Source organism: Candidatus Defluviilinea proxima, assembly GCA_016721115.1.
Lineage (GTDB): Bacteria > Chloroflexota > Anaerolineae > Anaerolineales > Villigracilaceae > Defluviilinea > Defluviilinea proxima.
Window position 1 is genome coordinate 4,218,499 of record JADKIW010000001.1, and the last position, 25,197, is coordinate 4,243,695.

16 protein-coding genes are annotated in these 25,197 nt (G+C 49.1%); 9 read left to right on the forward strand and 7 right to left on the reverse strand.

Annotation, left to right across the window (positions count from 1 at the left end):
• Positions 1-17 precede the first annotated feature (17 nt).
• Positions 18-6,281 carry a sortase gene (locus IPP66_19505; GenBank protein MBK9927461.1) on the reverse strand — a complete coding sequence of 2,088 codons (6,264 nt, stop codon included), beginning with the start codon at positions 6,279-6,281 and terminating at the stop codon, positions 18-20.
• Between the two features lie 250 nt (positions 6,282-6,531).
• Between IPP66_19505 and IPP66_19510 the strand changes: the two genes are divergently transcribed.
• Positions 6,532-8,088, forward strand: coding sequence for a PAS domain-containing protein (locus tag IPP66_19510; GenBank protein ID MBK9927462.1), 1,557 nt, complete (start codon positions 6,532-6,534; stop codon positions 8,086-8,088).
• Between the two features lie 142 nt (positions 8,089-8,230).
• Positions 8,231-9,589, forward strand: coding sequence for a hypothetical protein (locus tag IPP66_19515; protein MBK9927463.1), 1,359 nt, complete (start codon positions 8,231-8,233; stop codon positions 9,587-9,589).
• Between the two features lie 45 nt (positions 9,590-9,634).
• Here IPP66_19515 and IPP66_19520 read toward each other — a convergent pair whose 3' ends face one another.
• Together IPP66_19520 and IPP66_19525 are read right to left on the reverse strand one after the other, a co-directional pair.
• The gene (locus IPP66_19520; GenBank protein ID MBK9927464.1) at positions 9,635-10,447 is read right to left on the reverse strand and encodes a PIG-L family deacetylase; all 813 of its coding nucleotides are present in this window, start codon (positions 10,445-10,447) and stop codon (positions 9,635-9,637) included.
• Between the two features lie 6 nt (positions 10,448-10,453).
• The gene (locus tag IPP66_19525; GenBank protein MBK9927465.1) at positions 10,454-11,587 is read right to left on the reverse strand and encodes a DUF1669 domain-containing protein; all 1,134 of its coding nucleotides are present in this window, start codon (positions 11,585-11,587) and stop codon (positions 10,454-10,456) included.
• A 239-nt stretch (positions 11,588-11,826) separates the two neighbouring features.
• Here IPP66_19525 and IPP66_19530 point away from each other — a divergent pair, with 239 nt between their 5' ends.
• Together IPP66_19530 and murJ are read left to right on the forward strand one after the other, a co-directional pair.
• Positions 11,827-15,075 carry a leucine-rich repeat domain-containing protein gene (locus tag IPP66_19530; protein MBK9927466.1) on the forward strand — a complete coding sequence of 1,083 codons (3,249 nt, stop codon included), beginning with the start codon at positions 11,827-11,829 and terminating at the stop codon, positions 15,073-15,075.
• 122 nt (positions 15,076-15,197) lie between these two features.
• A complete protein-coding gene (gene murJ, locus IPP66_19535; protein ID MBK9927467.1) occupies positions 15,198-16,763 on the forward strand; it encodes a murein biosynthesis integral membrane protein MurJ in 1,566 nt (521 codons plus the stop codon).
• Positions 16,764-16,813: 50 nt separating this feature from the next.
• On the opposite strand, the gene IPP66_19540 is transcribed toward murJ, so the two are convergent.
• The 4 genes from IPP66_19540 to xseA are packed head-to-tail and all read right to left on the reverse strand — an operon-like array spanning position 16,814 to position 18,979.
• Complete coding sequence (locus tag IPP66_19540) at positions 16,814-17,035, reverse strand: hypothetical protein (GenBank protein MBK9927468.1); 222 nt, start codon at positions 17,033-17,035, stop codon at positions 16,814-16,816.
• Between the two features lie 22 nt (positions 17,036-17,057).
• Positions 17,058-17,510 (reverse strand): divergent PAP2 family protein, encoded by a 453-nt coding sequence (locus IPP66_19545; protein ID MBK9927469.1) that lies wholly within the window; start codon positions 17,508-17,510, stop codon positions 17,058-17,060.
• The gene (locus tag IPP66_19550) at positions 17,507-17,752 is read right to left on the reverse strand and encodes an exodeoxyribonuclease VII small subunit (protein MBK9927470.1); all 246 of its coding nucleotides are present in this window, start codon (positions 17,750-17,752) and stop codon (positions 17,507-17,509) included. Before IPP66_19550 ends, IPP66_19545 begins: the two co-directional genes overlap by 4 nt.
• Before the next feature lie 15 nt (positions 17,753-17,767).
• On the reverse strand, positions 17,768-18,979 hold the full coding sequence (xseA, locus tag IPP66_19555; protein ID MBK9927471.1) for an exodeoxyribonuclease VII large subunit: 1,212 nt from the start codon (positions 18,977-18,979) through the stop codon (positions 17,768-17,770).
• 107 nt (positions 18,980-19,086) lie between these two features.
• Here xseA and IPP66_19560 point away from each other — a divergent pair, with 107 nt between their 5' ends.
• From IPP66_19560 to IPP66_19580, 5 genes are all read left to right on the forward strand, one after another.
• The gene (locus IPP66_19560; GenBank protein ID MBK9927472.1) at positions 19,087-19,689 is read left to right on the forward strand and encodes a GNAT family N-acetyltransferase; all 603 of its coding nucleotides are present in this window, start codon (positions 19,087-19,089) and stop codon (positions 19,687-19,689) included.
• Between the two features lie 26 nt (positions 19,690-19,715).
• On the forward strand, positions 19,716-20,198 hold the full coding sequence (locus IPP66_19565) for an HIT domain-containing protein (protein MBK9927473.1): 483 nt from the start codon (positions 19,716-19,718) through the stop codon (positions 20,196-20,198).
• A 194-nt stretch (positions 20,199-20,392) separates the two neighbouring features.
• Positions 20,393-22,018, forward strand: coding sequence for a DUF3048 C-terminal domain-containing protein (locus tag IPP66_19570; protein MBK9927474.1), 1,626 nt, complete (start codon positions 20,393-20,395; stop codon positions 22,016-22,018).
• Positions 22,008-23,540, forward strand: coding sequence for a DUF3048 C-terminal domain-containing protein (locus tag IPP66_19575; protein MBK9927475.1), 1,533 nt, complete (start codon positions 22,008-22,010; stop codon positions 23,538-23,540). The genes IPP66_19570 and IPP66_19575 overlap by 11 nt, the downstream gene beginning before the upstream one ends.
• Entirely contained in the window at positions 23,537-25,186 is a 1,650-nt protein-coding gene (locus IPP66_19580) for a DUF3048 C-terminal domain-containing protein (protein MBK9927476.1), read from the forward strand. The genes IPP66_19575 and IPP66_19580 overlap by 4 nt, the downstream gene beginning before the upstream one ends.
• The last annotated feature ends 11 nt before the right edge of the window (positions 25,187-25,197 follow it).

Here is a 25,197-nt window from a genome sequence, read left to right on the forward strand (position 1 = left end):
ACTTCAGGAAACAAATCTTATTTTATACGGCTCACATCCACAAGAAGCGCACGGACAACAATACGGTTCAGATATGTACCGCTCTTCTCATCATAATTGTCGCAGGTGACGAGCGTAAGATATGGCTTTTCCTCATGCGCAAGCACTGAAATGTCATTCGGCTTAACCGCTGTATTCGACACAACTTTATAGGTGTAACGATATCCGTTGTTGTAGACAAAGATATACTCACCGCTCTTCACAGATTTAAGTCTGGAAAATACTCCAGCCTTGCCATCCTTGTTGACTGAATGTGCGGTCAGAACGCTGTTCCCTTCCCAAGTGGGATATGCGGTTCCTTCCAACCATCCGGCCTGATCCTGCAACCAGGACACGTCCCAGTTCCCATCCTTCAGCGCAACACCAGAGATTCCAGCCTTTACGTTGATCACAGGAATCTCGATCGTTAGACCGGTCGGGCTATATGCTTGTTGCGATGCACGATCTAATACCGTGACCTGGTTTGGCGCAAAGCCTGTGACAGGGATGAGGAAGGCGCCTGCAACAACAGGTGGTCGTGGGTTACTAGTAGTACCACCACCTCCCCCTCCACCGCCGCTACCCAAACGTGTCAGCGTGAACGTGTCACTATCATCATACACATTGATCAGGTCTTGTGGGTCAGCTGGATCGTAATATCTTTCTGTAGCAAATATATTGGCAGGATTAGAGAAGGATGTCGGTGTAGTTTGGTCACCGGGCATGCTTGACCATTCGACGTTAGCAATATTAGTCACACTTCCATTCGCAGGGATGGACGCATTGCCAATCACACGGAAACGAACCTGGCCGTTGCCACCATTACGTGTAAAGACATCCCATCTGGCACGGATGGTCGGTTGTGCTGGATTGGAATTATCAAATGTACATTCAACTGGGTCTTGTGCGCCGATTGTACAATCAATTGAACCGGCGATGTAGTCCAAGCCGGTTGGCAGAATATCTGTAACAACCACGTCAAAGGCATCCGTTGAGCTATTCGTCGTATGCGAGATGGTAAGGGTAAACGTGGCTTCTGAACCATTAGCAATGAAATTGACGTTCGCAGTTTTCTCGATTTGAAGGTCCGGTTCAACGATAGTCACATTGACCTGCGCCGGAGTAGTACTACCACCAGTCCAACTAAACGCAGCAGAATTGTTCAATGTCGTACCGTCTTCATTTGTGCCAACATTGAGAACAATGGCACGGTAAGTTACTGTCAGCGTCGCATCGGACTGTCCGTTATTTGACAATGTACCAAAATTGAATGTAACAATGCGATCGACATCCACAGGCTGGCCCGTATTATCCGCTGTCGGGTTGGCACAGATTTGGGTGAAAGAACCAACCACATCGGTCGTCAGACCCGTAGAGTCGATAGAGTCACATCCTACAAAGGCAAGTCCACGCTCCATTGTGTCCACAAGTTGGAAGTTGGTAAAGCTGCCTCGAGGAACAACGACACTCACCTGATACGTGACAATTTCACCAATGGCAACATTTGTTCCGGTGGTTGCATCCAAATTAGTGTCAGTAATGGTCTTGTTTGCACTACTTGCGTTCTGCTGTTGGAATACACCTGCATCCCAAGTCAGGTCATTCTCACCAGCAATCAGCGTCGTCGTAGCGGTTACGCCAGTTGTGGTATTGGCATCGCTATCTGCTGTATCGTCGCCGCCTTGATTCTGCGGGCTGAATAAATATCCTGTAGGGGCCACAAACTCCACGTAATAATCGCCAGGAATGAGATTACTGAACAGATATTGACCGCCGTTCGTCGTGGTTGTAGTTGCAATCACGGTTCCATCACTGGCATGGAGTCGGACAGTCACGCCATTGATACCAGCTTCGCCGCTATCTTGAATACCATCGGCATCGAGGTCGTTCCATACGAAGTTACCTAATGAAGCTAATGGTTGATGTACACCTGCATCCCAAGTCAGATCGTTCTCACCGGATGTCAATGTGGTTGTAGCAGTTACACCTGTTGTGGTGTTTGCATCGCTGTCAGCCGCATCGTCTCCACCTTGATTCTGTGAGCTAAGCACATAGCCAGTCGGAGGGATAAATTCCACATAGTAATCACCCGGGGTAAGGTTATCAAACAGATACAAGCCACCACCTGATGTTGTGGTTGTTGCAACAAGTGTCCCTGTGCTTGAATATAGGTTCACCGTCACGCCATCGATACCTGTCTCGCTACCATCTTGAATGCCATCGGCATCCAGATCGTTCCATACACGGTCGCCCAACGAGGCTGGTTGATATACACCCGCATCCCAAGTTAGGTCATTCTCGCCAGCAACTAAAGTGGTTGTTGCTGTAATACCGGTTGTGGTGTTGGCATCACTGTCTGTTGCATCATTTCCGCCTTGATCCTGCGGGCTAAGCACATAACCAGTCGGAGGGATAAACTCCACATAGTAGTCACCCGGAGTGAGATTATCGAATAGATATAAACCGCCACCTGATGTTGTGGTTGTTGCGACAAGTGCCCCTGTGCTTGAATATAGGTTAACCGTTACGCCATCAATACCAGTCTCGCTACCATCTTGAATGCCATCGGCATCCAGATCGTTCCAAACGCGGTCACCCAACGATGCTAGTGGTTGTTGGAATACACCGGCATCCCAAGTCAGGTCGTTCTCACCAGCAACCAAAGTAGTTGTCGCTGTAATACCGGTTGTAGTATTGGCGTCGCTATCTGCCGCATCATTACCACCTTGATCCTGCGGGCTAAGTACATAACCTGTCGGAGGGATAAACTCCACATAGTAGTCACCGGGAGTGAGATTATCGAACAAATACAACCCACCACCTGATGTTGTAGTTGTTGCAACAAGTGTCCCTGTGCTTGAATATAGGTTCACCGTCACGCCATCGATGCCAGTCTCGCTACCATCTTGAATGCCATCGGCATCCAGATCGTTCCAAACACGGTCACCCAACGAGGCTGGTTGATATACACCAGCATCCCAAGTTAGGTCATTCTCGCCAGCAACTAAAGTGGTTGTTGCTGTAATACCGGTTGTGGTGTTGGCATCACTGTCTGTTGCATCATTTCCGCCTTGATCCTGCGGGCTAAGCACATAACCAGTCGGAGGGATAAACTCAACATAGTAGTCACCCGGAGTGAGATTATCGAATAGATATAAACCGCCACCTGATGTTGTGGTCGTTGCGATCAGTGTCCCGGTGCTCGAATATAGGTTTACTGTCACACCATCAATACCAGTCTCGCTACCATCTTGAATACCATCGGCATTCAGATCATTCCAGACAAGATCGCCCAACGAGGCAGTAGCTGCAGACAACACAACTAATGTATCAGTAGCAGGTGAGTTATTGGTTGCTCCTTCACTAGTGCTCAAGCTTCCTGTAGGAATAATGTTTTGATAAGAGCCGGGTACATTGCTTGTTACAGCCACAACAATCGTACAAGAAGAGCTGGCGTCTACAGATCCGCCTGTAAGTTGGATATTCTGGCTACCTGTTACAGCAGTTAATGTTCCGCCACAATTATTTACAGGTGCCGGAGCTGATGCCCCGGCAATCATTAGGCCTGTTGGCAATAATCCAGGAAGAGTATCGCTCAATCCCATACCAGTGAGAGGAATGTTCCCTGTGTTTGTAATAGTAATCGTCAAAAGCGAATACTCGCCCGTATTGATCGGGTTGGGAGAAAATGACTTACTAACGCTTGCACCAGGCAAGTTGGTAAGGGAAGCCTCAGCGGGCTGTGGATTCCTTGCGCCATTGGTGGTTGTCACAGCATTTGCGAGAATCGTGTTTGTGAGATTGCCATTCACCGTCATGGTGATACTAAGGGTCAGAGTACAACTTTCAAATGGCGCCAGACTGCCGCCGCTGAAGCTAAAAAATCCATCGTCAGGTGTGGCAGAAATTGCACCACCGCATGTCCCTACAGAGGGATTAACAGGGTTAGCAACGATCATTCCTGCTGGCATGTTATCGGTAAATGCGATTCCAACCAGGTCTGCATTGTTTGGGTTGACAAGTTGAACACTCATCGTTGAAGCAGAACCGCCGAATACAGTCAAGGGATTGAAGCCTTTCACCACACCAATGGAAAGATCGGTGATCGTAAAAGGCGCCACAGCATCAGCGACTGGATTGATTACTGTACTAGTCCCTTGAATTGTTCCACTAACATTTACAACCGGGATGGTATTGAAACCAGAACCGGCCCCTCTACCCTGCACATTAACCGTGATCGTACATAACCCGGGGATCGCTCCAACTTGCGCTGGAATTGTCCCGCCCGCCATACTAATCGATTGAGCACCCGGCACCGCCGTGATAACTCCGCTTCCACATGTAGTTGTCGCGTTTGGCACAGGTGCAACCACTACACCGTTTACAGCATCCCCAGGGAATGTATCAAGCAATGAAACATTGATCAGTGGGCTACTATTTGTATTCGTCAAAGAAATAGTCAATAAAGAAATACCATTAGGCCCTACCACATCGGGCGTAAACTCTTTAGTGACAGAAAAATCACTCGTTGCTTGAACAGTCAGATCTGTGGTAATCGGCCCTGGAAGGGTTTGTCCCTCATTATTACTTACATTGGCAGGGTTAATAGTATTTGTATAAACGCCCGCTACTGTGCTTGTTACATACACGTTAATCTGGCAGGTTGCCCCGGCAAGAATGGCCCCATTAGTTAAAGAGACGCTGGAAGAACCAGTAACAGCCGTAAGCACAGCAGATGGGCCGCAACTTGCAGAAAGAGAAGATGGGCTTGAATTACTGATCGTCACATTTGCAGGAAGATTATCGACAATAGAGAAGTTCGTCAGGTTTGAATCTGCAGGTGCTGTAACAGTAATAGTTAACAGCGAATTTTCACCAGGTTGAATCGTATCAGGGGTAAAAGTTTTCTGAGCGCCAACGCCAGCACCCGTTGAGTAAATGGTAACCGGTGCGGTCGCCGGAAGTATATTTGTAATCCCTTGGGTTGTTGTCATTGCACCTGCAGGAATCGTATTTAAGAAAGATTCCGCTGTTGCGTTTGCAGGCGCTGTGACTTGAACGGTGATAGTACATGTACCCGGAGTAGTTGTCGTCCCAGCTGGGACTGTTCCTCCAGTCAAAGTGACTGTGCGCGGCAAGGTGGTGGATGCTGTCCCACCACAGGTTGTATTAGCAGAACCAGGCACAACTGTTAGGACAGTTCCCGGTAATACATCGGACAGATTTACACCAGTAAGAGGCGTGGATGTCGGATTTTGAACTGTAATCGTCAGAGTAGTCGTACTACCCGCCTCAAAATTTTCAGGAGAAAAGGATTTCGCCAACCCAACTCCCTGAATATTAAGCGGAGCCAATGCCGGTCCCTGGTTCGTCACACCTTGATCTGTTTGAACCGCACCTACAGGAATGGCATTGACATATGCCCCAGGCGTTGTTGATGTCACATTCACGGTGATCAAACATACAGAACCTGGAGCAACAACAGCATTATTCAACGTAAACGAACCAGAGCCGCTAATCGCTGTCAATGTAGCGGAAGCTCCGCAACTATTAGTCGTTGCTGAAACAGGGTTCGCCAAAACAACGTTTGCAGGAAGGTTATCTGTAACCGTTGTTTGCGTCAAAGCAACATTAGGGTCTGCATTATAGATTGCAAGAGTTAACTGGCTGGTTTCCCCTACCCACATAGTATTTGGTGTAAACAATTTTTGAATTAATGGAGATTGAACTGTTCCCACACGCAACGTAGCGCTGGCGGGAGTAGTATTCGTTATGGTCCCGTCTCCACCTGTACCGCTCAATCCATTTGCGGGAATCGTATTGATCAAGTTGCCGGGCGTCGTTGATGTTACATCAATAGAAACCGTACAGGAACCGGGTGTTGAACCAACTTGGGCAGGTACACTCCCGCCACTTAGTGATAGCGATGTTCCGTTTGCAGGTGCAATGACTGTTCCATTGCAGGTATTGGTTAAATTAACCGGGTTCGCAATTGAAATACCGGGCTGAACACCTACCAGGTTATCTGCCCAAGCAGCATTGCTCATCGGGAACAAATTGGGGTTGAATATAGTAACGCTCAACCGGGATATTCCACCAGATGTAATAGAGATCGGGGAGAATTCCTTATTAATTTCAGCCGAAAAGGAAAGGGTCTGAGCTTGAACTCCTTGCGGAAAAAGGACCATTGAAAAAGCCAATACAAACAGGAGCACACCCCGCAAGTAAGACTTCACGTTAGGAATTATAGAATTTCTTTTCATTTACAAGACCTTTCCAGTCAACATTGCCATATAAAAATTACCACTTTACATTTCTGTAAGGATTGTAGTGTTTCGGAGTTGAATTGTCAACTATCGAGACGATCGAAAAAAAGCCGTCATTTTCCCTTACATTCTTGCAAAGTGAATTACAAGACGATAATAAATCACACGAGTTACACCTCTTTTGGTCAATATCAAACAAGATAACTCTTCTTATATTTTGTATATATCCCAGTGATAAAATCCCTTCATGCTTCCCGATTTCCGCGTTCGACAACGTGACTACCTACTTGAGCTTTCTCGCGCCCTCACCCAGGAACTTGATCTGGAAAAGTTACTGGCACGCATTTTGAAAATTTCCATCGAAATGCTCGCGGGGCAGGCCGGACTCATTGCCCTAAAAGAACAGGATGGCTGGCGCGTCGCAACTGCCCATGGAATTGCTCCAGCGTTCTTGAGCTATTTGACTCCGCTGTTGGCTGAAGAAAATGTCCGCGAATTGGATGTACGTGAGCTCAACCGTATGTTGAAAGAGCTGACCTACACAGCCAGTATGGGACTCCTCAATGGCACAGCCCTACCCCTCGCTGCACACGGACAGGTTATCGGCGTCATTTTCATCTTCCGCAATTATCCCGACCTCTTCACACAGAACGATCGCATATTGCTCCAATCCTTTGCGGACCAGGCCGCCATTGCCGTATACAACGCCCGCCTCTATGGACAAGTCTCTTTTGAGAAACAACGCCTCGACGCGCTCCTCGACTCAGCCGCAGATGGTATTTTGATCCTCAATGCAGACTTCACCATTGAACGCGCCAACGATGCCTTTGAACGTATCTACGGAAAAACACACGACGAACTCGTCAACCTTCCTCACGATGAAGTGATACGGTGGGCAGGAGATCCACAAGGTTCCACTTTAAAAGAAGCGATCTCAAATGGCTGGCCACTGACCCCAAATGCCACCTTGTATGTAGAAGGCGATCTCAAACGTGACCTTCCTACTCCACTCCCTGTTGGCGTGACGTACGCCCCATTGATCTCGCAAGACGGAAGGATCAGGAACATAGTTGTCAGCGTACGAGACATCACACACTTCCGTACAGCAGACGAGATCAAGGCAACCTTTATCTCAATCGTCAGTCATGAGCTTCGTACGCCTGTCGCCCTCATCAAGGGATATGCATCCACGTTACGGCGCGATGATGCCAAATGGGATAAAGCCACGATCAGCGATTCGCTTGCCGTCATCGAAGAGGAGGCAGATCGCCTCAGCAAGATGATCGATGATCTGCTCGATGCATCTCGTTTGCAAGCAGGTGGGCTGAGTCTTAACCGTGCTGATGTTTCAGTACCCATTCTTGCCAAACGCATTGCTGAACGTTTCGCCACACAAACGAATAAGCACACGATCACCACTGACTTCCCCGAAAACTTCCCCATCATCCTCGCAGACGAAACACGCATCCAACAAGTCATCTCCAATCTCGTATCGAATGCGCTCAAATATGCGGCAAAAGGCGAGATCAAGATCAGCGGACAGGTGCGCCCAGAACAGGTAATCATTTGTGTTTCAGATGAAGGGCCTGGCATCGAAGCCAAAGACTTACCACACATCTTCGACCGTTTCTATCGTTCGACGAAAGCTGTCAAGAACACCAAAGGAGCAGGGTTGGGACTTTACCTCGCACGTGCCATTGTGGAAGCACATGGCGGCCGTATCTGGGCGGACGCACCTTCCGCTTCAACCAACAACCCGAAGCTGGATTCGGGTGCGAGGATCTGTTTCTCCCTTCCACGTTAATTTGTACTTTGGACTCAGCCAGCTTTTCTGGAGCGAGCAAAAGAGAACGCTGTCAGGGTGGTAAAATCCATCGGAACTGAATCAGCCAACCCTGAGTCTGAAGCGGAACTTAATCCAAAAAATAAAAATCGGAATTCTAACAATGCCACAAACACAAATCGCATGTCCAAATTGCCGTCAAATGATCGCGGCGAACGTTGAGCAACTCTTTGACGTGACGCAAGACCCACAAGCCAAGCAGAGACTGCTCGGCGGCGGCTCGAATGTTGCACGCTGTCCGCATTGCGGATATCAGGGGCGGCTGGCAAGCCCGATCGTGTACCACGATAATGATAAGGAATTACTTCTCACATTTTTCCCGCCCGAGTTGAACGTGCCGTTGAACGAACAGGAAAGAATTTTCGGCCCGCTCATCAAGAAAGTGACTGAAAGCCTGCCCGCTGAAAAACGCAAAGGATATTTGCTCAAGCCTGTTCCCAACCTCTCCTATGAATCAATGATCAAGTTGATCCTTGGCAAGGACGGCGTGACACCCGAAATGCTGAAAGAACAACAGGATCGCGTGCAGGTGATCGAGAGACTGATTCAAGCCAGCTCGAAAGACGTGCGAAGCGAGATCATCAAGCAGAACATTAACTTGTTCGACGAACAATTCTTTGCCTTATTCAGCCGCCTTGCGCAAAGCGCCGCAGGGAGCGGACAGCAACAGATCGCGCAATCCATGGTCGCTTTGCAAGACCAACTCCTTGAAGAGACCGAATTTGGCCGTCAGTTAAAGGAATCGGTTGGCGAGCTGGAAGCTGCCACCAAGACATTGCAAGATGTAGGCAAGGGATTGACGCGTGAGAAATTGCTGGACATCGTCCTTGAATCACCAACCGATGCCCGCTTGCGTGCCTATGTAAACCTGGCTCGGGGTGGCATGGACTATCAGTTCTTCCAACTGCTCACTGAGAAAATCGAAAAAGCTTCCAGCGAAGATAAAGCGAAGTTCGAGTCAATGCGCGAGAAATTGCTCTCTTACACCAGTGACATAGATAAGCAAATGGAAGCACGCTACAAGCAAGCGCAAGACCTTGTAGAAAGCATTCTTGCGCAAGATGATGTGGTCAAGGCCATACAGGATAACGCACAGAACATTACACAAGATGTAGTGGACATTGCCAATCAGATGTTACGTCAGGCTTCGGAAAAGAATGATTATGCCCGCATGGGTAAACTGCAAAAGATGATCGAGTTCCTACGGCAGGCATCTACCCCACCAGAAGTGGAGTTTATTGAGCACCTGTTGGATGCACCCGATGACGCCACTCTTGAGCAGATGCTGGAAGCCAACAAGGATCTGGTCAATGACCAATTGATGGAAGCCATGATCGGGTTGGTGGCACAAGTAGACCAAGCCGCTGAACAGGGCAACCCTGAGGCACAAGCGCTGAGCGAAAAACTCAGTAAAGTGTATAAGATGGCTATGAAATTTTCGATGAAGAAGAATTTAGGATGAACCTAAAAGGCCCTAAAGGTTTGAGAAACCTTTAGGGCCTTTTTCTTATCGCAAACCTTCAAACAAATCAGTTTCCACTTTCCTTCCCCCATTGACCAAACTGAATGCCCGATAAAAAGTCCCTTGCATGGCAAGGACGGCTGTCGCCGCATCTTCATGCATTTCAGCGAGAGCACCAAGTGTTGGGAGTTGACTCTGGTGGCATTGGATCACCCGCCACGCGGCGTGGCAATGCTCAGCCATTTCAATGCGGGTTGTGACCATCCATTCTTTCCACGGGACTTCACCGCGCAATTGATCGTCCACAGGGAAGGTCATATCGCCCATAAAGGGTGCGACAAGATTGATAAAGCTCTCGCCGTCCACCATGTAGTAGAGTTTGGAAACGCGATGTGATGGTGAGCCTTCTGCGTCTTTGTAATTCGCGTCCGCCGCACAGACAATTGCCGCTGATGCAAATTGCCCGATGGCGATGTGATCGGGGTGACCGTAGTTGCCGTCGGGAGGGAATGTCACGATCACTTGCGGCTTGATGCGCCGAATATGTGTGACGATCTTGCTGATCGCTTCGGTGTGATCGGCATTGTCCACATCACCATCAATATAACCAAGAAAGTGGAGGCCGCTCATGCCGAGTTCTTTGACCGCGTTCTCCAACTCCTTCGTGCGGATTTGGCCGAGTCGGTCTGGACCTGGATTCTGCTCCTCGGGGCCGAACCAGCCTCGTTCTCCGCGTGAGGCGCAAACGAGATGAGTCTCAATTCCTTCGGCGGAATATTTGGCGAGCGTACCACCCATCCCCATGGATTCATCGTCAGGGTGGGCAAAGATGGCAAGTAGCTTTAGTGTATTGTCCATGATGTATCACTCGTGAGCGTGAGAATAGACGCGCTGGAATTCCTGCATATATTGTTGGGCGATCTGTTCGTTATGGATAATGATGAGGTTCTCATCGTTCTTTTCTTCGGCGCTATTCGAGAAATTATAAGAACCAAACGCAACGATCTTTTCATCGATGATGAACACCTTATGGTGCATCAAGCCTTCATTGCCGTCTTTCTTCACATCCAGATCTGCTTGAAGGAACGGATCATATTCGGTACCTGTGTTGCTCGCGATCTGTTCCTCATCCATGACACCTTTTACGGTGAGACCCTCCGCCGCTTTCTCACGGACAATATCGCCCAACTCATTGGACGTGAACGAATAGGCGAGGAAGTAGATACTGCTTTCGGCTTTGCTCAAAGCATCGTATAACGAATTGAGGACGTGGTCATCCGGTGAGAAGAATACTTCCAACTCCGTACCGTCAATGGTGACCTTCGGGTTCGGCGTTTCGGCGACGACATCTGGCCCGAATTTATTATCTTCGAACATTTCTTTGAACTCAACAGAATAATCTTCTGCCACTTTTGTGGAGAAGACCCGCATCACATTGTTGTTGTCATCATAAGCACCCGAGTCGGTAAAGTTCATGGAACCCATCCAAACTTCGGAGCGGTCAATGACGATAAATTTATCGTGCATCAAGCCTTGCTGGTTATCACCAACGATCGGGATGCCTGCCTCGAGCATGGCCTGCACATCGGAACGGTCCATGTTCTCAGATTCCATAACAGCACGGACGGTCACGCCGCGGTCATGTGCATTGATCAACGCGTAGCGGACGCTGTTCAAGCTGATACTGTAGGCCGCAACATCAATGCTCAGTTTCGCGTTATCAATCGCCTTGACCAAAGGTCCATCCACGCCACCCGTGCCTTGTGACGAAAAAGGATTGGCGGGATCGGTGAAGTACAACTCAAACCACGAGCCTTTGACTCCGTAACCAACTTGCAGGTCAATGGGAGTGAGGTCATCGCCAGGGACCGAAGTAGAATCGCCGCTTGGGACGGTTGTGCTATCCACAGGCGCAGATGTCGGTGTGCCATTTCCACAAGCGGACAGAATGAATGCAACGCCTATCAACAAATATAAAAAGCGAGATTTTGATTTCATAATTTACCTTGGAAAAATGCAGAATGTTGAATGGGATACAAGTGATGAAGTCAGGAGAATTGTATCGTAGGACTTCTACCAGCGGGGATGAATTTTTTGGGAGTAAAATTTACGAAAGATTCAGTTTAGACCTGACAGGTTTCCGCGTGGACAGACCCTGTCAGAATCATCACCCTTGCACGCGACTCGGTTGATCACGGCGTGCATAAAACCTGTCAGGTCTGGAAAGATACATCACCATGCCCAAAGACCAAGCATACCTCGAAGCAGAAAAGAAAATCGCAGAAGCCCTGAAATCGGGCGCAACGGAACTTGACCTCAGCAATCAGCTTTCGGATTCAAAACTCACCAAATTGCCAAATTCTTTATGGCAACTCACCCAATTGACATCCCTGGATCTCTCCAATAATCAACTGACCACCCTACCAGACTCGCTCGGTCAACTCACGCAGTTGACATCCCTGGATCTCTCCAGCAATAAACTGACGATACTGCCAGACTCGCTGGGACAACTCACGCAGTTGACAGAACTGAATCTCTCCGACAACCAACTGACGGCACTGCCAGACTCGCTCTCGCAACTCACGCAGTTGACAAACCTGAATCTCTCCAGCAATAAACTGACGATACTGCCCAGCTTTCTCAATCGGCTCACCGAATTGAAAGAACTGTATCTTGATTGGAATAAGTTAAAAAGTGTACCTGAAGTAATACGCTATTTGAGAAGGCTAACCGAATTACAACTGGGAAATATGTCATTAGCGTCAATACCCGATTGGCTCGGAGAATTAGAAAATTTACAGAAACTCGGCGTCGATGGGAATGAATTAGTTGACCTACCAAATTCATTGTCCCGTTTAGTAAATTTGGAAGATTTCTGGCTAGGAGTTCCTTCACATGGAAATCCTATAAAAAAACTGCCACGATTTCTTCAATATTTGAAGAAACTCTCCTTTATCGGTGCCCCTGATTGCGAATTAACTGACCTGCCTGAGTGGTTAGTAGAACTAAAAAATATAAAATTGCTTAGCTTAGCAAATAATCATTTCACTGAGATTCCTCCATTTATTGACAAACTTGAGAACTTAGAAGGAATATTCCTTGCAAATAACAAGATTGTTAATCTCCCATCATCTCTCGCGAAACTTGAGCATTTGGACATGCTCCAACTCGACAACAACCCCCTCAACCCCGCCCTACAAAGCGCATACGCCGCTTGTAAAGTCAAGAATAATTATGAACCACTCTTTGCCTACCTGCGCAGTCTGGAACAAAATGCCGAGCCGCTCTACGAAGCCAAACTCGTTCTGGTCGGCGAAGGCGGGGTAGGAAAAACAACGCTGTTGAATGCATTGATGGGAAGGGAAGACCGAGCACCAAAGCAAGATGAAGTAACAACCCATGGGGTCAAAATTGATGTAAACGCTTTGCAATTGCAACATCCTGAAAAAACAGATGTCAAGATCCAACTCAACGCCTGGGATTTCGGCGGGCAGGAGGTGTATCGTGTCACGCATCAGTTCTTCTTCAGCCGCCGTTCGCTCTACCTGCTGGTCTGGGAGCCGCGCCGCGGCGTTCAGCAATGTCAGGTGGAAGACTGGCTGAACATGATCCGCCTGCGAGTCGGGGATGAAGCACGTGTCATCATCGTCTCTACCAACAAAGAATCGGGCGGGCACATCGCGCGCATCGATAAACCTGTTTTCAGACAACAATATGGGGATATGATCGTCGGCTTTCATGAAGTGGACAGCTTAGTCCCTGACCCAGCCACAGGCGAGATGGTTGGCATCGCCGAGTTGAAAAGACTCATCGCTGAGCACGCGGCTGGGTTGGAGCAAATGGGAATGGGCTTCAACAACGATTGGAAAGCCGCCCGTGATGAACTGCTCGCCCGCGAAGAGCCAAGAATCTCTTATACAGCATTTGCCAAAACCTGCGCCGATCACAGTTTGAGCGAGATCGATACAAGCACTTTGGCACACCTGATGCACGACCTCGGGTATATCGTCCATTACAGCGAAGACGAGAAATTGCGCGACGATGTTGTGCTCAAACCTGAATGGCTGACCAAAGCCATCGGCTTTGTGCTGGAAGACCGCGTCACTGCCGAGCACGAAGGTATTCTGCCTGACAATTACTTATATAAAGTGTGGCACGACCATTCTTTCAAAGGCGAACCGCAATACAATCCTGAGCTCTATCCGTTCTTCCTGCGTTTGATGGAGAAGTACGATGTTTCCTATCGTCTGCCCGAGGGGGATGCGAGTCTAGTGGCACAACATGTACCACAAATACAACCAACGACTTTACCATGGCTGCCTGAGGAAGAACCAAAAGAAAATCAACGCAGGCTCGGCATGGTCTGTGTGATGGATGAAGCACCTCCAGGGTTAATTCCGTGGATGATTGTCCGTACACATGATTATGCTTATCCGATCGGTCAACACAGCCTGCACTGGCAAAAAGGAATGTTCCTGAAGAATGACCGTCACGGCGAAGCCATGCTCGTATTGCGCGGGCGTGAGTTCCACATGTATGCAGAAGCCGTCTGGCCCGAATACTTTATGAACGTCTTGCGTCAGCGGCTGAGCAAACTCATCACCGATAACTGGCCTGGCTTGGAAGGGCGCTATTCCTTCACCGTGCCTTGCAAGAACAATACATGTGAAGGTCGTTTTGAGATCGCAGCATTACGCGAATTTCTAAACGAAGGCGACGAGACCATCCGCTGCCAAAAATGCCGTGAACGCCAAAACATTATCGAATTGCTCTATGGCTTTGAAGACTATGATGTCCGCGAAAGGCTAACCGAAATTCAACGAACAGTTGAGCACGGCTTTGCAGATGTTGGCGATGCCTTTGAGAAACTACGCAGTCAAATTGCCAACAATGTCTTGGTCACAATGAAGGCAATGGCAAACGAAGCCAAAAACGGTCCGCGTTTGTTCACGGTTGAGCCAGTCGACGGAAGATGGCAATGGATCAATAAGAAATATAAATTGCAGCTTTGGTGTGAAGCCGAAGATTGTCAACATCCTGTATATGATGGCTTGGGCATCTACGAATTCAAGATGACAAGCGAATGGCTTGCCCAAATTGCGCCATACGCCAATTTCATCGTTGGCGTGATGAAAACCCTCTTGCCAATGGTTGCCCCGTCTGTGAATGTATTATTCGGCTCTGGCACATTTGACCAGTGGAAATACAAAGACCATTTGAGCTTGATACAAACATCCCTCAGCAGTGTGTTGCCTGAAGGCATTAAAGTCCACGACCCGGGTCGTTTGAAAGATGGGGTGCTTACAGAGCAGGAACGGTCTGGTCTTTTAGCTTTGCATGGTTTCCTGCGCGAGGTTGATGCAAATCAAGAAAGAATAGGGCTATATCGAATCCCAACTTACACTGGCGATTTCACATGGGTGTGCAAGAAACACTACGACTTGATGCAATCGAAGATTCCTGATGTGATTCCATCTCACAGTTAAGACTCACGAGAGAAAAAAGATGACAGCCGCTTCACAAGTGACTGTCACCTTTTTGTTTTAATGAGATCGGCTCAAACCTCTCGTAAAACCGTGCAATGGTTATGAAAGTATAATCGTGCCCTATGACAAATACCGCCAACCGCCAGATCGCCCGCGCCGCAGGGACCGTGATGTTCGCCATCGTGTTCGGTCAACTCGCCGGGCTTGCGAGCAAGATCCTTGTGGCACGGGCTTTCCCAGCCAGCGATCTCGATGCATTCTTCACAGCGAACCGTGTCAGTGAGACGCTTTTCAATCTCATTGCCGCAGGCGCGCTTGGCTCCGCCTTCCTCCCAACTTTTACAGGACTGCTTGTCAAGGACGAGAAAGCATCCGCGTGGAAACTTGCATCGTCACTTATCAACCTCGTTACGTTGATCCTGAGTATTGCCGCGTTGCTGGCTTCCCTGTTCGCGCCACAGATCGTCCGCTACCTTTTAGCGCCGGGGCTTTCCCGTGACCTTGAGACCTTTGCACTGGCAGTGAACCTGCTTCGCATCCAATCCGTCTCCGCAGTTCTGTTCGGCATTGGCGGATTGGTCATCAGCATTCTCAACGCACACCAGGTCTTTTTTATCCCTCAGATCACAGCCGCGATGTATCAACTAGGGCAGATCTTCGGTGTGGTGGTTTTGGGGCGCTGGATGGGAATCTACGGATTGGCCTGGGGTGTTGTGATCGGTGCAAGTTTATTTTTGCTGATCCAACTGCCGTCACTATTCAAACTCAAAGGTGAATTTTCACTTTCATTTGGATTGGGCGACCAAAACGTCATCAGGGTGTTTCAATTGATGTTGCCCCGTGTATTTGGTACGGCTATCGTCCAATTGAATTTTTGGGTCAACAACAACCTGAGCTCCAAAATGGTGGAAGGGAGCATCCAAAGCATCTCTTATGGATTTGCCCTGATGGTGATGGCGCAAGCCGCGATTGCCCAATCCGTTGCGATCGCCGCCATGCCGACCTTTTCCGCTCAACACGCATTGGGCAAAGTGGACGAGATGCGTTCGTCACTGGCGTCCGCTTTGCGTGGGATGTTCATGCTCTCGCTTCCTGCCAGTGTGGGCTTGATCCTGCTTGCGAGACCAATTGTCTCCATGTTGTTTGAGCGCGGGGAATTCACTGCAACGATCACTGAGATGACCGCCTGGGCATTGGTCTGGTATGCGGCAGGGTTGGTCGGTCACAGCGTGATGGAAGTGTTAACCCGCGCTTTCTACGCACAACAAGATACAAAAACGCCCGTGGTCATTGGCGTCATCGCAATGGGATTGAATATTGTATTCAGCATCACCTTTCCGAAACTCTTTGAACAGATCGGCTGGCTCCCATTGGGAGGTCTGGCGCTGGCGAACTCTTTTGCCACCGCTCTCGAAGCAACCGCTTTATTTATTTTTATGCGCAAACGCCTGAATGGTATTGAGGGCAGATCCATTGTGGATGGCGCATGGCGTGTTGGATCGGCAGGGCTCGGAATGGCGATCGGCTTATTGTTCTGGATCCAGCTATCGGGTGGGATGAACCGTTGGATCGTCGCGTTGGGAGGCGTTGCCGTTGGTGGAGTCATCTATTTGGCAGGCGTCATACTTCTCAAAGTCCCCGAAGTTAAAATGATACTGGATATTGTGGCGCGTCGATTCAAAAAGTGACACAGATAAAACATAAGGGCGACCCGTAGGTCGCCCTTATGTTTATAAAACTATTTCTTCTGCACGGCAGAGAGGAAACCACCGAGCAAGCTCATGGCATCGGCGGCATCAAGTTTGCCGTCGTGTCCCGCCACGAGGATCTTATCCACGAGCGCATCGAAGGTGTCGGGAAGCTTGTCCTTCAAGAATTGAATGACAATATTGACCACTGATTGGGCCGTTTCCTTTGGCAAGCCTGTTTTCTTCACGATCAAGTTTACAAGTTCGTCCATTTTATTTTCTCCTTTTAATTATTTATTTCCACACAAGCCATTGCGCGGTTGCGACGATGAGGCCGAGCAAAATGCCTCCTGCAACTTCCAACGGCGTATGACCTAATACTTCACGCAGGTCTCTTTCACTAAAGATGTGCCCGCGTAATAATTCATCGAACAACACATTGATCCTCTGCGCGTGAATACCAGCCTGCCTGCGAACACCCGCCGCGTCATATGTAACGATCATGGTGATCGCCACACCCAACGCGAACAGCGGATTATCAAAACCATGATACAGCCCAACGGCAAATACAGTGCCGGTCACCAGCGATGAATGCGAACTTGGCATGCCGCCCGTGGTGATCATCAATGCCCAATTCCATTTGCGAGTGCGTAAGTAATCAAGCGGCAGTTTGATGATCTGCGCCAACAGCCATGCGATCAACCCGGCGATCAACGCTTTATTTTGAAGGATAGCATCTAAGTTCATTCGGATTCTTCCTCGAAAGCTGTGACCGCATCACCGGCCACCTGCTTCACTTTGAGCTCTGCCACTTCGAGCAACACGCCGCATCTCGACGCCAAAGCCTGCCCCCGCTCGAATAACTTGATCGCATCTTCCAGTTGACTCTGCTCATCTTCCAGAATAGCAACAGTCTGCTCTAATTCGGCTAACGCTTCTTCATACGATAATTCTTCAACAGGCTTTTGGGTGGGTTTAGACTTTGCCATAAACACTCCAATAATTTACGATTTACGAACTTCGATCTCACCGTCAGAGACTCTGACCTTCATCTCATCGCTTGCATCTGCAACGCGAGATATAACTTTACCATCTTTTTTATTTGTTACCACAGCATATCCGCGCGCCAACACTGCCAGCGGACTCAACGCTTCCAGCCGTCTCGTCATCCCCTGTACGTGTGTGGATTGTAACTGAATTCGATGCAACAGGGATGTGTACGCCCGTCGCGATAACTCATCCACACGTTGTGCTTCCGATTGGATGCGCCGGGCAGGAGAAGTGTATCGAAGCTGAGCAATCAAAGAGGAAAGAACATTCTTCTGTTCAGAGATCAGGCTCACGGTCGCAGAGACGAGACGCGAGTCGTAGTTTTGCAACTCTGCTTGCAGGTCCAAGAGCGTGATCGAGGTCGCAAGTTCTGCGGCGGCAGTAGGAGTCGGCGCACGCAGGTCGGCGGCAAAATCACAGAGGGTAAAGTCCGTTTCGTGGCCCACACCTGAGATCACAGGAACATCCGAAGCTGCAACTGCACGCACAACGCGCTCATCATTGAACGCCCAAAGATCCTCAATGGAACCTCCGCCGCGCGCAACAATGATCACATCAGGCTGTTGACGGTTGAGAGATTGAATGGCTTTGACCAATGCAGGCGGCGCCTCGGTCCCTTGCACGGGCGAAGGAGCGAGAAGTACTTCTACCAACGGCAAACGCCTTCGCAGTGTATTCAACATATCGCGCAACGCCGCACCCGTAGCAGACGTGACGATACCAATTCGTTTTGGGAATTCGGGAATGGGACGTTTACGCTCAGGGTCAAATAATCCTTCCGCCTCAAGCATGGACTTGAGCCGCAGAAATTCTTGAAACAATGCACCTTCACCCACAGGTCGAATTTGATCCGCGTAAAGTTGATACTGTCCCTGTGGTTCATATACCCCGATCTTGCCATGCACTTCCACTTCCATGCCATCGCGCAAGGACAAGTTAAGCCGTGCCGCGCTTGTCTTCCACATCACACACTTGAGCGAGGCGTTCGCATCTTTCATCGTGAAGTAGATATGCCCTGAAGCAGGCCGCGAAAGATTCGAGATCTCACCCTGCACCCAAACATCCTGAAGGATTTCATCTTCTTCCAACAACTTGCGAAGATGAAACGTCAGCTTGGAGACGGTGTATGTTTGCGGAGCAGGCGCGGGGAAAAGAGAAGGTTGCATTGATGGGAGGATAATCGAAAACTGAGTATGTTGGAAGGTTCAAAGACAAAAAATATTTTCGCCTATAATGGACAAAACTTTATTACGGAAGTCTACAAGGACACAACATGAAGACAAGATGGATCGAACCCGTCACACTTACAGGCACAACTGTTATTTTGGAACCGCTCGCGCTGGAACATGCTGATGACTTGACATCAGCTGTCAAGGACGGGGAACTTTGGAAGTTGTGGTTTACTTCCGTCCCTTCACCTGAAAAAGTGGATGCCTACATCAAGACAGCGCTCGATATGCGCGAGAATGCAGGCTGGATGCCGTTCGCTGTACGCCACAAAGAATCGAACCAGATCATCGGCTCCACCCGCTACTGCAACGTGGACGAGGTCAACCAACGGCTGGAGATCGGGTACACGTTTTATGCGAAAAGTTACCAGCGGACATCGGTCAACACCGAATGTAAATACCTGTTATTGAGCCATGCCTTCGAAACATTAGATGCCATCGCCGTGGAACTCCGCACGCACTGGCATAATCACAAGTCCCGGGCGGCGATTGCCCGGCTCGGCGCCAAGCAAGATGGGGTGCTAAGAAACCACCAAAAATCAGCGGATGGTGTGTATCGTGACACTGTGGTATTTTCGGTTATTAATCTGGAATGGCCAGTTGTAAAAAAGTCGTTAGAGTTCAAATTGAGCAGTCAATACCGATAATTTCTCTGCTAAAATTCAACCATCCTATGAATCAACTTTGGTCTCCCTGGCGTATGGAATATATCGACAACAACAATAAAGAAGAAGGCTGTGTGTTCTGCAACGCACAGGCAAGGGAAGATGGTGCTGAGAATCTGATCGCCTATCGCGGCGAACGTGCCTATGTCATTCTCAACCGCTATCCCTACACAAGTGGACACTTGATGGTGATCCCGTTTACCCACGTCTCCAGCCTCGAGGAACTCGACCCCGAAACTCGCGCTGAGATGATGGAACTCACATCTCGTTGTACAACCGTCTTAAAAAGTATTTACAAACCGCAAGGATTCAACGTGGGCGTGAATATGGGCGAAGCCGCTGGCGCTGGTGTGCTTGGGCACGTCCACATTCACATCGTCCCACGCTGGAAAGGCGACACGAACTTTATGACCGCCGTTGGGCAGACACGCGTGTTACCCGAGGCGTTGGAAGACACGTATTTGCGCGTGAAAAAAGAATTCGCGAAGTAATCTCCTTGCATAAATAAAAACAGTGGTTAATTCTCTTTTGAACCACAGAGACACGGAACCACGGAGAAAATTAATTAAAACTCCGTGACTCAGTGTCTCTGTGGTTAAGATTTGAAGCACTTTAAGAAGTTCCAATAAATAATAAATCAAATAGGGGATATTCAAAGCAATGCTTCCGAGTAACAATACTCCTCATGAGAAAAACTTATTACACAACCATACTAACTTTGATCTTGCTTATAAGTTGCAGTCCGAATGCGGCACCAAAACTGAATACACCTGTTCAAAGCGACAGTATCGTACCAGTCGTTGAAACAACAGCAACTCCTGAATTACAAGCACAGGCACAACCACAACCCCAAGTTGCATCCACATCACAGCCGATCCCACTGCCAACCACATTGGGACCAGATGAATTTCCTCAGGGCTACAATCCATTGACGGGGCAACGTGTGGCTGATCCATCCCTGCTCAAGATCCCAGCCGTGTTGGTTTCTATTTCACATTTTCCGCCGGTGGCACGTCCGCAGGCAGGGTTTTCGTTTGCGCCGTTTGTTTACGAGTATTTCATCACCGAAGGCTCCACGCGACATCTTGCAGTTTTCTATGGTGAAGATCCTGCGCCTGAAATTCCCATTCACGGTGATTGCGAGATCAGAAAAGAGCCATTCACGCAAACCAAACTTGTTCTTGGCAATCGAGTTTGGTACGACACGAATCAAAACGGCCTTCAAGATCCTGGCGAGAATGGTGTGGGCGGCATCTGCGTCAACTTGTATGATGCGAGCAACAACGTCATCCAACAAACCACAACAGATAGCAACGGCTATTACGCCTTCAATGTGGACGCTGGGCAATATGTTGTCGAATTCGTGAAGCCGTCGTGGTTGGAATTTACGCAGAAAAATGTTGGGGATGAGACTCAAGATAGTGATGCGGATCAGGCGTCGGGTCGGAGTGACGCGCTGAATGTCAACGCTTCGCTTCTTTATCTGGACGCAGGTCTGATTCCCAATTCCGATCTTTCTCCTACTCCCGATCCATCTGCCACACTCCCCGCCCCAGAAATTGGACCCGTCCGCTCGGGGCGTTTGGTGTATCGCTTTCTCGGAGGCTTTTACCAATTTAGTTGCTTGATCTACGCATCCGCTGACCCTGACGTGCTGGCCGAGATTCCCGGTTGCGCCACGGTGCCGCATACCGCTTCAGGTGGAGGAGCGATGTTACCGCTCGAACGCATGGACAGGATCGCGGCACAAAACAGCAAAGATGTTTCGAGCTTCAATTACACAAGCAATCTATTTTCAGAGGAAGCACCAGCGGGAGGCAAACCCGCGCAAGAGTTATATGAATATTGGGCACGCTTGAATCAATCGAAGTGGGTGTATGACGCAGCCTCAGGTGCATGGTGGCGCTACGTGGACAAATCCAGTGAAGAGACCGCTGGCGTTCTCAACCCATTAGTGGATCGTTTGAACAATCGTCAGGTGATGGCCGAGAATATCATAGTGCTCTTTGCCGAGCATACCGTGGTCACACCGACCATTGTGGATATCAATTTCGAGATTGGAGAAAAAGGCAAAGCCTACCTCTTCCGTGATGGACAGATGTACGATATTCAATGGAGTACGCGCGCAGGGGAGTACGAGAAAACCACTGGTTTGCGCAGGCCCATGCAATTCATCAATGCTGATGGCACGCCAGCCAAGCTCAAGCCAGGTCACACATGGGTTGTGATTTTTAATTTACAATCCTATTTGGAAGAACAATCGAATGGTATCTGGCGCGCAAGATTTGTCGCACCACAAGGTGCAAAATAGAAACAAGTATTCATCGTTGGCATGGATACTTATCTTTGCATTGACCTTTGCTGGTTGTAACTCCAACACCACAGTAGCAACCCCAACGCAACAATCGTCAGCGCAAAATAACACACCGCAGACACCCGATCTACAACCTACGCTTGAACCAACCGCCGTTCCTCCAGCGATCAATCCGCTGACGGGTTTGGCGGTTGCCGATTCATCCCTGCTTGATCTGCCTGCTGTGCTGGTTTCCATTTCAACGTTCCCTGTTACAGCTCGCCCGCAAGCGGGGCTCTCCTTTGCGCCATATGTATTCGAGATCTACATCACTGAGGGAACGATGCGGTATCTCACAACGTTTTACGGCGAGATGCCTTCGCCCGAAGTTCCACCCGTCGGCACTTGCAATGTAACACGCGAACCATTCACACAAACCGAACTCATCATTGGCAATCGTGTCTGGCTCGATGCAAATCAAAATAACATGCAAGATGATTGGGAACGTGGTGTCGGCGGCGTGTGTGTCAACTTGTATGATTCCAACCTCGAACTTCTTCAACAAGCATCAACCGATTCAAATGGCTATTACGGGTTCAACGTCAGCGCTGGAAAATATTTCGTCGCGTTCGCAAAGCCTAACGGTATGGAATATAGTCAGAAAAATGTTGGAGAAGAAAATAAGGACAGTGATGTGGATCAGGCGTCAGGGTGGAGTGACGCGCTGGACGTCACGTCCTCGCTTCTTGATCTGGATGTCGGTCTGCTTCCGTCCGAGCCGTCTCTACCTACATCTGATCTTCCCCCTGCTCAAGTGGGACCCGTCCGTTCGGGGCGTTTAGTTTACGCAGATATTGCGGATTTCTTCAAAGGCTCATGCTTGATCTTTGCCTACGCCTCTGCCGAAGTGTTGGTGGAGTTGCCCAAGTGCGCCTACGTGGATCACAACATTCAGGGCGGCGGTTATATGCTCGATATTTCGGAGATGGTCAAACTCGCGAACGAACGCAAGGACAAAAAGACAAGCGCCAATTACAAGAGCAATATCTTTTCGCTGGATGTCCCTGATGGAGGCAAACCCGCGACGAAACTGGATGTGTACGTTGCGTGGTTGAACCAAACAGGTTGGCTGTATAACCCGCTTTCGCAAACTTGGTGGCGCTACGTGGACGATGGCGAAGACGCGACAGCCGGTATCCTTCACCCCGAAATTGATCGACTCACGGGACGCCAACTGCAATTTGAGAACGTGATCGTGTTGTTTACAAAGCATGACGTCATCTCACCGACCAATCTCGATATCCATCTCGAACGCGGGCTGACAGGTAAAGCCCTATTGTTTAGAGATGGACAAATGTATTCCATACGATGGAGCACAAAAGGGAATTCACCTATTCGATTTGAATATGAGAACGGCGAGTTGTTCCCGCTGAAACCCGGTCATACGTGGATCACGGTCGTCACGCCGAATACTACTGTGACAGAAAAAAACAATGGAGAATGGCTGTTACGCTTCAGTCAACCAAAAGGCGCGAAATGAGCACAAAGATGAAGAGAGCCATTAACTTTATCCTTGTGTTTCTCGTTGGTTGTTCAAATTCGGGATCTCTCCAAACAACTACGCCAGTGTCTATAACAAATACTAGTGCGCCTACGCACGAACCAAGTATAGAAGTTGCACAAACGCCGTCTGCTACTTCTACTCCACAACCGTATCATCCCACTACAAATTACGGGCCTGATGATTTTCCATCGAACATCAACCCATTGACGGGACGCGAGGTCCTTGAACCCTCTTTACTTCAACTCCCTGCTGTATTAGTTTCCATCAGCAACTCGCCTGCCAGTGCACGTCCACAGGCAGGGCCAGGGTTCGCACCATGGGTATTTGAATTGTTCATCGGCGAAGGTGCAACTCGCTTTATGAATGTCTTCTATGGTGGTATTCCACGCAATGTGCCAAACATCACTGGCGAATGTGAAGTGCGCGAAGAGATCCTGTATCCAAGCGGTGATTGGATCGGGGATCGAGTCTGGCTTGATGAAAACGAGAACGGCACACAGGATGATTGGGAGATGGGTATCGGCGGTGTGTGCGTCCGCTTATTGGACGGAAACAGCCGCATGGTCATAGATGAGGCGAGAACAGACTCGAATGGCTATTATGCTTTTAAGAATCCGAAACGTGATGTCATCATCCAATTTATCAAGCCATCTGCATATCAGTTCACGCAAACAAACATCGGTTACGAAGATAAAGATTCTGACGCAGATCAGATGACGGGCGAAACAGGAATCGTTCAAACGGACACAACCGCCTCATTCTGGGACGTGGGCCTGATTCTGTCCGAAGGAATACTTCCTACCCCAAGGCCTGATGCAACAAGCACACCGTTCTACATTCCCGCTGAAACCTATGTAGGACCGATCCGTTCCGGTCGGTTGACCTATAACCAGATCGGGGCAATGTTTCCCAACAGTTGTCTCGTCTACGCCAGCGCCGCATGGGACATCGGCGAACGGCTCGACGCATGTGAAATTGTCTTCGGCGTGGACAAGACCACACCGAACAGTGCGTTACTCAAAGTTTCACGTCTGCGCGAATTGGCGCAGGAGAATTTGAACTCGAAGCAACCTGTGAACTATTCGGGCAATTTGTTTTCGCATGATGTTCCCGAAGACGGACAATCTGCCAATCAGATCAACGTCTTCTATCACGCGTACAATCGATCCGCATGGACATATGACCCCATTTCACAAACTTACCTGCGCTTCACTGACGATGCAGACGGCAAGGGCATTCTCCATCTCGCAACAGACAGGTTAACCGAACGTCAACTTGCGTTCGAGAATGTGATCGTCATCTTCGCCGAACACATGAGGTTTAGGCACAATCAATTCGAAGTCAATTTTGAGAACGGACAAAGCGAACCCGCTTACTTATTCCGTGATGGAAAAGCCTTCAAAATATATTGGAGGACGATCAACCGTGAGTACGAAAAGACAAGCGGCCTGAGACGTCCCATGCACTTTGTGGATGCACAAGGGAATCTCATCCCTCTACACCCCGGCAGAACATGGATCCACATTGTCACACCGTTCTCATCGGTGACGGATAAAGGAAATGCGGAGTGGCTGGTGAAATTTGTCCAGCCTTATGATCCACCGGATACTCCGGAGCCGTAATTGATATTTAT

Coding starts and splice junctions, on each gene's coding strand:
- IPP66_19550 (MBK9927470.1), bottom strand. CDS start 17,752: ATGGCAAAGTCTAAACCCACCCAAAAGCCTGTTGAAGAATTATCGTAT.
- murJ (MBK9927467.1), top strand. CDS start 15,198: ATGACAAATACCGCCAACCGCCAGATCGCCCGCGCCGCAGGGACCGTG.
- IPP66_19525 (MBK9927465.1), bottom strand. CDS start 11,587: ATGAAATCAAAATCTCGCTTTTTATATTTGTTGATAGGCGTTGCATTC.
- IPP66_19530 (MBK9927466.1), top strand. CDS start 11,827: ATGCCCAAAGACCAAGCATACCTCGAAGCAGAAAAGAAAATCGCAGAA.
- IPP66_19560 (MBK9927472.1), top strand. CDS start 19,087: ATGAAGACAAGATGGATCGAACCCGTCACACTTACAGGCACAACTGTT.
- IPP66_19520 (MBK9927464.1), bottom strand. CDS start 10,447: ATGGACAATACACTAAAGCTACTTGCCATCTTTGCCCACCCTGACGAT.
- IPP66_19510 (MBK9927462.1), top strand. CDS start 6,532: ATGCTTCCCGATTTCCGCGTTCGACAACGTGACTACCTACTTGAGCTT.
- IPP66_19580 (MBK9927476.1), top strand. CDS start 23,537: ATGAGCACAAAGATGAAGAGAGCCATTAACTTTATCCTTGTGTTTCTC.
- IPP66_19565 (MBK9927473.1), top strand. CDS start 19,716: ATGAATCAACTTTGGTCTCCCTGGCGTATGGAATATATCGACAACAAC.
- IPP66_19545 (MBK9927469.1), bottom strand. CDS start 17,510: ATGAACTTAGATGCTATCCTTCAAAATAAAGCGTTGATCGCCGGGTTG.
- IPP66_19515 (MBK9927463.1), top strand. CDS start 8,231: ATGCCACAAACACAAATCGCATGTCCAAATTGCCGTCAAATGATCGCG.
- IPP66_19540 (MBK9927468.1), bottom strand. CDS start 17,035: ATGGACGAACTTGTAAACTTGATCGTGAAGAAAACAGGCTTGCCAAAG.
- IPP66_19505 (MBK9927461.1), bottom strand. CDS start 6,281: ATGAAAAGAAATTCTATAATTCCTAACGTGAAGTCTTACTTGCGGGGT.
- xseA (MBK9927471.1), bottom strand. CDS start 18,979: ATGCAACCTTCTCTTTTCCCCGCGCCTGCTCCGCAAACATACACCGTC.
- IPP66_19570 (MBK9927474.1), top strand. CDS start 20,393: ATGAGAAAAACTTATTACACAACCATACTAACTTTGATCTTGCTTATA.